This is a genomic window from Martinezella calliandrae, from assembly GCF_030272695.1.
Classification (GTDB): Bacteria; Pseudomonadota; Alphaproteobacteria; order Rhizobiales; family Rhizobiaceae; genus Rhizobium; species Rhizobium calliandrae.
This window is the reverse complement of the sequence record NZ_JARFYN010000115.1, coordinates 1-6,046: the sequence shown is the minus strand read 5'-3', so window position 1 is coordinate 6,046 and position 6,046 is coordinate 1. Positions and strand designations below refer to the sequence as shown.

General features: G+C 56.4%; 6 protein-coding genes and 2 pseudogenes. 2 read left to right on the top strand and 6 right to left on the bottom strand.

The genetic code is table 11. From position 1 onward, the window contains the following. On the top strand, nt 1-553 hold a 553-nt coding region (locus tag PY650_RS35895), incomplete at its 5' end, for a cation:dicarboxylate symporter family transporter (protein ID WP_285884814.1). A gap of 596 nt (nt 554-1,149) precedes the next feature. Here the strand turns inward: PY650_RS35895 and PY650_RS35890 are convergent. Together PY650_RS35890 and PY650_RS35885 are read right to left on the bottom strand one after the other, a co-directional pair. Then, nucleotides 1,150-1,574: pseudogene (locus PY650_RS35890) on the bottom strand (type II toxin-antitoxin system VapC family toxin). After that, nucleotides 1,574-1,828, bottom strand: a complete 255-nt coding sequence (locus PY650_RS35885) for a type II toxin-antitoxin system Phd/YefM family antitoxin (RefSeq protein WP_285884813.1) — start codon at nt 1,826-1,828, stop codon at nt 1,574-1,576. The pseudogene PY650_RS35890 and the gene PY650_RS35885 overlap by 1 nt, the downstream one beginning before the upstream one ends. Nucleotides 1,829-1,987: 159 nt before the next feature. Here PY650_RS35885 and PY650_RS35880 point away from each other — a divergent pair, with 159 nt between their 5' ends. Beyond that, nucleotides 1,988-2,257 carry a hypothetical protein gene (locus tag PY650_RS35880; RefSeq protein WP_285884812.1) on the top strand — a complete coding sequence of 90 codons (270 nt, stop codon included), beginning with the start codon at nt 1,988-1,990 and terminating at the stop codon, nt 2,255-2,257. Between the two features lie 109 nt (nt 2,258-2,366). On the opposite strand, the pseudogene PY650_RS37605 reads toward PY650_RS35880, so the two are convergent. The 4 genes and pseudogenes from PY650_RS37605 to PY650_RS35865 all read right to left on the bottom strand — a co-directional run. Continuing rightward, nucleotides 2,367-2,561: pseudogene (locus tag PY650_RS37605) on the bottom strand (HD domain-containing protein); the annotation flags it as partial. A gap of 5 nt (nt 2,562-2,566) precedes the next feature. Then, nucleotides 2,567-2,920, bottom strand: a complete 354-nt coding sequence (locus PY650_RS35875) for a DUF2934 domain-containing protein (RefSeq protein ID WP_285884815.1) — start codon at nt 2,918-2,920, stop codon at nt 2,567-2,569. A gap of 481 nt (nt 2,921-3,401) precedes the next feature. After that, entirely contained in the window at nt 3,402-4,085 is a 684-nt protein-coding gene (locus tag PY650_RS35870; RefSeq protein WP_285884811.1) for an acyl-homoserine-lactone synthase, read from the bottom strand. A 115-nt stretch (nt 4,086-4,200) separates the two neighbouring features. Continuing rightward, the gene (locus PY650_RS35865) at nt 4,201-4,944 is read right to left on the bottom strand and encodes a helix-turn-helix transcriptional regulator (RefSeq protein ID WP_285884810.1); all 744 of its coding nucleotides are present in this window, start codon (nt 4,942-4,944) and stop codon (nt 4,201-4,203) included. Nucleotides 4,945-6,046: the final 1,102 nt, after the last annotated feature.

Genomic DNA, 6,046 nt, shown 5'->3' with positions numbered 1-6,046 from the left:
GATCCTGGCGTTGATCCGGTATATCAAGGAGGAACTGCTGCTGGTGCTCGGCACGTCGTCTTCGGAAGCCGCGTTGCCGGGCCTGATGAACAAGATGGAACGCGCCGGCTGCAAGCGTTCCGTCGTTGGCCTCGTCATTCCGACGGGCTATTCCTTCAACCTCGACGGCACCAATATCTACATGACGCTGGCAGCGCTCTTCATCGCCCAGGCGACCGATACGCCGCTGACGTTCGGCGACCAGATCCTGTTGCTGCTGGTGGCAATGCTGAGCTCGAAGGGGGCTGCTGGCATCACCGGCGCCGGTTTCATCACGCTTGCCGCCACGCTTTCCGTCATCCCCTCGGTTCCGATTGCTGGCATGGCGCTGATCCTCGGTATCGACCGCTTCATGTCGGAATGCCGCGCGCTGACCAACCTCGTCGGCAACGCGGTGGCGACGATCGTCGTCGCACGCTGGGAGAATGAACTCGATCGGTCGCAGCTTTCCGCCGCGCTTTCAGTCCTAGCACCCGTTGACGCCAACCCCACGACTACCGAGCCGGCCGAATAATGCCTCCCAGGGCAACTACCGCACATCAGTGCGGTTTGGCGCGGTCCGGTTTCCGGATCGCGCCTCTTTTGATTTATCCACCAGCGCCGGCTTTGTTGCCTTTGCCGCGAAGCCCTTTCCTCCCTTTATTGTCGGCTTCGCGACTCGCCGTTATTCGGTATAATTCCCAGAATGACGGCCATCAGGTCTTCGTCGTCCTGACCGGGATAGCGGTCCAGATTGGCACTGAGCCTGCAGTGACCGGTGTCGATGGAAACGCTGGAGTAGTCGCCGACCAAGCCCCCTCGAGCGAAGCCCGCCACGCGGTGGCGAACGGGACTGTCAAGCGGCGTGGCGCGGAAGGCGGGCGATCTTCACGGGCGCCACTTGACCGGCCTGGCCGGCGATCTCATGGAGCGAACAAATGGAAACGGCCGGCTAGGGCCTCATGGCCGGTTGCCTCGGCAACCCGACGGGCAAGCGATCGTGACCGCGCTCTATGCCGATGGCCCGAACGGAACGAATGATATTCGACTCATCCCCGTTCAGGCGGTCGTTTCCCACAGGCTGCGATTAATCGCATTCACCCTAACGATCGTCGTGGAATCGCAGGAATGCTATGTCGGAAGATCCCACGGATTGACGAATGCAAATCCCATGCCCTCGAAATCTTTGACGTTGCGCGTGACCAGCGTCATACGACGGGTGAAGGCTGTCGCCGCGATATAGGCGCGTTGATCGGTTTGGGATTGGGCACATGCCATTGGGCCGCCTGAACGGCCGCCGCCTCGTCCAGTGGCAGGATGCGCCCGGAAAACGCGGTGAGAACGCTGTTTTCCAGCCAGTTGCGCAGCACCTTCCCGGCGGCTGCATCATTATGCTCCACCAGCCGAATGCCAATTTCCAGCTCGTGCAGGACGACAGATGAAATGAAGGTCTCGGCGGGATCGACGGTTTCGTTCCAAACCACGACATTGGGATCAGCCTTGCCGCTCGCGACCTTGCGCAGTTCGGACACGACATTGGTTTCGAGCAACAGCATCAGGACAGGTCGACCGGTTGGGCGCGTTCCGTGCGTTGCGGGAGCGGCAAGTCGATGTCTTCCGCGCCCGGCGCCGCCAGCATGTCACCGAGCGTCCGCATTTTACTTGTGAGGCGCTTGTACTCGTCGAACGACAGGAGAACATGCGCAGGCCGTCCCCTGTCGGTGATGATCACTGGTCCGTCCTTGGTGGCGCGCTTTGCGCGGCCAAGGTCCTGATTGAGTTCTCGGCCTGAAAGCGTGGTGACGGCCATGGCGAGCCTTCAAGGGTCGTGGTTGCGTAACCACGTTTAATCGGCAGGGGCCGGAATTGCAAGACGCGGCCGCTGCGGGGCAGCGGCGCGATCCTGAAACCATGAAGAGCATCGGAGAAATCAGGCGCCAGCCGTCGGCCGGGATATCGGGAATTCTCGATGCGCAAGGAGCGGAACCAGGGCAGCCGCAGGAGCTTCAACAGAGTGGCACTGAAGGGGGAAGCGGGACCGACTGCCTCCGGTCTTTGCGCGCCGTTGTCATGGAGGGGTGGCCAGTTTCGCGTGGTGGCGGGCGCCAAGGACACCCCTCGCACCTGGCCCGCGCCGCTAGATGCGGTCAGAGACAGGCAAGCGGCCGGTTCGATATTGACATGGCATTGGCTCGGCACGGCCTCCGCCTCGATCGAGACCGGCCTAAATCTGTCGTGAGGGTATGTCTTAGAAGTGCCTGAGCCGGTCTTTTCGACATCAAAGGACGGTTCTTTTGATTCGACGGCTCGGGGTTTGCCAGGCTGCACAACGTCAATGCCGGGCGCTTGATCGGCGACGGAAAGCTTCCTTCTTTCAACCGGTCGAGCGTCCCGCCCCTTCCCTTCTCGATACGTCATGGGGACAGGCAAGCGTTTCGCGCCTCGTCGCCGGAAACAAGAAGGGAGATGCGCTGGCAATGCTCAGAATATAGCCGACCGACCTTGTCTAACTGACCTACATAGGCCGCGAGATCGAGATGCATGGCAATCACGGTCCCTCGGTCTTCTTAATTTTTTGCCGAGAAGGCTTTTCGCCTGTCGTTATCTCGATCTCTGGCATGGGGGCCGCAGAGAATCGAAGGCCCTTCGGCGTTTTCTTTGACCGTGGAAATTTTTTGCGGGATTGATTTATATCGCCGCTTTCTCCTGCACCTTGAAGCAGCGCCGCATCACCCCGATCATCTATACCCTGCCGGTCTTGCGGCGTCTCATGCAGGTCGTCACCATCCAGCTCATCGCAGGCTTGTTGCCAATGACGCAGGTCCGAGCCATCCGGCCGGCCTTCGCTTTCCCAGATTTCATAAGCGCGGCGCTCGATTCGCTCGTTCCTGTCAACGGCCATGACCTTCTCCCCCGAAGCAGAATAGCCCATAGAGAACGATCTGGAGAGGATTGCGGTTCCGTCGATATCACCGGGTGTCGACCATCGATGGAATCTAGCGGATGAGGAACCGTCTTCTTCTCCCTGTGAAGCGAAGGTCAATGTACGGACCGCTTCTCGCTTAAGACTTCTCGAAGGCGATATCAACGTCTCGATGTCGCAGAGCTTGGAAAGAGGAGGTTTTTGACAATATTGATCTTCCATGATCCGCAATTCGCGATCGAACTCATCAATGATCCGCTGCACCCATGGTTCAACAACGGCGCCCGGCTCGTGCAATTGCTCTTTATGACCGCGGCTATCTCGGAGAGTTTTTCTCCGTTTGAGTGAGGCGTAAGATTCTCTGATCATGAGGGTAATCCGAATTGCTTCGAACGGACAAATCGATTTTAATTCATGCCGCTCCATGACAGGACCGAAAATTCAAAGTCGCTCCGTTCCGTCAGCACGAGCTCACCTCTCGGTCGGCCAAATAAGCCTCGTCATTCTTATGGGCCGGACGGACGCGCGCCGGCGCGAGGAAACGTAAGTGCCCCAGCGTGACTTCAGGCCTCAACGGATTTCGCAATTCGGGCTCGAGTGAGAGCGTGCTTGCCTCGATCGAATAGAGGCGATGATGCTGCATCAAGCCACCTAAAGAAGGCTTAGCCTGAATTGGCATGATAAGCTCCTGGCCCAAGACCGAGGGCAAGCTGAGCTTGGTGACCTCCCAGCCCGTGGAAATTAATAGATCGACCAGCTTCGGGTGCGTTTCCACGATCAGCGAAGTAATGCCCGCAACGAGACAGAACTCCATCACTCCGGTCATCAAAACATGCGAGGCGGGTATCTGATTGATAAGAACGGCGCCCTCGGCGGCGACGCACCGGGTCCATTCATAAATTTCCGGTGCACGGGGCCACGCCTGACCGTTCATGATATGAGGATAGATATCAGACAGGAGATGCGGCTCGGTCGTCGGCAGCAATCGAGAATATCCCACAACGGCATCTTTACAGAAAAGTACAAGATGAAGAGCCTGTTCATGGTCGAACTGATCGATTTCGCGACCATCGCTTCTGCGAAGTGCTTCCCATCCGAAGCGCTCTACGAATTGCTGGTGCCGAAAGCGCCAAATCTTCTCCATTGCCTGGGGATCTGACGCCGCACGACCTACGTAAAGCCTTATCATCTTTGCCCCTATTTTGGGCGAAACAGTGCACGATATTGCGCGCCACATAAATAAGTAGAATTACCCAGCTTCAGCGAAGGATTCCAACGCGAAAACTTTCCGCGATCATCTGCGCCGCATTAACGACATCAAGTTTGCGCTGCACATTCAAAATCTCATTCTGAATGGTTCGGTGGGAGCGTCCCAGAATTTCCGCGATCTCAAAGGCCGTTTTGCCTGCCGCGCACCACTGAATAATTTCACGCTCTCGAGCAGTGATCCGCAATAGGCTTCTGTTTCGGGGACTCGCCTCCTTTGCTATCAGGCCACGCAACGCATTGTGGGCGTAGATCGACAAGATATGCAATGCCCCTCTAGCGGCGCTGGAGAGATCGACCTTTTCGGCACCGAACGTCACAATCGCCTGAAAGCCGCTCGCTGTATGCAATGGCACGCTGTAGCCGTCTTTCATTTTGAATTCCCTGGCTTCGTTCATGACACGGCGTGCATGACGGCCAAGATCTTGGCCTCGCAATGCCTCCGACCAAACAAAAGCACCGTCCTGCATTTTACAGAGCTGAATAACGGGATCTGCGTGAACGTAATTCTTCGACAAATAGTGTTCAAACCATTCCAACGGCCATCCATTCAACATGAAGTAAGAATCGATACGCTCCGTGGCCAAAGGTATGCCGGAAATAGCGAAACAATCAAAACCGAAGTATCGTGCGGATCTGTCCAGTGAGCCGAGTATTTCTTCCTTGCTCTTTGCAGTCGCGGTTTCCGATAGAAATTCGAACATTATTCTTGCGGTCGCCACGGCCTCGCTGTCCACTCGCCCCTCCCCAGTATTTCAGATAGTCTATGAGCATATTAGCTGAAAGAAGTATTACTTTCATGACCACCGCCCAACGATTGCCGGCTGGATGTGAGATTTTTATAAGATGCGAATTTAAAACGGAGGATCAGCGGTCTCGTACCACCGACATACACTGCCGACTATGCAGAGCAACGCACCGTCGGTGTTTTTTCGCATGGACGGGCCTGGCAACTTTGCCGGACGGCCCTTCAATGCGCTCAAAGCTAGGCAATATTGCTTATTTACCGTTACGTGAGGTCGCTGTTAAAACCAACACAAGTAAGCAAATTGCAGCCAAAGGGCGCGGGCTTGCCGGATTTCAATGACGGCCCTCACTTGGAGGCATTGCCAGCACCAAAGGCATTGCCGGGCCGATCTTTGAGCATCTGGAAAATGAAATCTGAATAACGACGCCGGCAGGGTCGAACCTGCCGGCTGGAGCTCTGAGCGCTGACATCCGTCGAGAATTAACTCGCTGTCGCGGGAGATTTGAACATACCTTGACGCGGCGCATATCGCGGAGCCTTGAGCTCCCCCCGAAAAAACGTCTAGCACGCCAGGGGCAACTGGGCTGAATGCCATGGTTCGCAGGTTCGCAACTCACCCGCCTCCCTGCCGAGCGGAATATCGATCACGATTTGGCGAATTTCTTCATAACTGTGAGCGCCGGCTTGCAATATGCTTATATGAGGAGCGGCAAGATCGTAGCGGGACTTGGAACTTGTACCCCAGGACATAGCGCCGATGCATTGCTCGTTCTGCTGAAGCCCCTGTAAGGCCGGCCCACGGTCAATTTAGGTGTCGCTTTCAGTTCCGGGATTGCAAACACTGAAATACCTTGAGCTGGTTAAGCTAGAGGTCTAGGTGAGCCCCAGTTTTCAGCTAACGATTTCAATGTCAGTTTGCCCTTGCGAAAGCAACTGAGAGCCTCTGTTCGACGCTCACTCCGCTGGTTGCATGCATGGTGACAGCGAGCTTTCTGTAAGCGCCGTCTCCGCCCCATTGGATTGGCTGTATTTTGAGGCTTGCCGCGTGTGCGAGAAGGTTTCCAGGACTATCTGGAGATTTGCATGGCAGA

Bases quoted from the DNA above. Each gene is read 5' to 3' on its own strand.
- PY650_RS35885 (WP_285884813.1), bottom strand. From the start codon at position 1,828: ATGGCCGTCACCACGCTTTCAGGCCGAGAACTCAATCAGGACCTTGGC.
- PY650_RS35880 (WP_285884812.1), top strand. From the start codon at position 1,988: ATGCGCAAGGAGCGGAACCAGGGCAGCCGCAGGAGCTTCAACAGAGTG.
- PY650_RS35875 (WP_285884815.1), bottom strand. From the start codon at position 2,920: ATGGCCGTTGACAGGAACGAGCGAATCGAGCGCCGCGCTTATGAAATC.
- PY650_RS35870 (WP_285884811.1), bottom strand. From the start codon at position 4,085: ATGGAGAAGATTTGGCGCTTTCGGCACCAGCAATTCGTAGAGCGCTTC.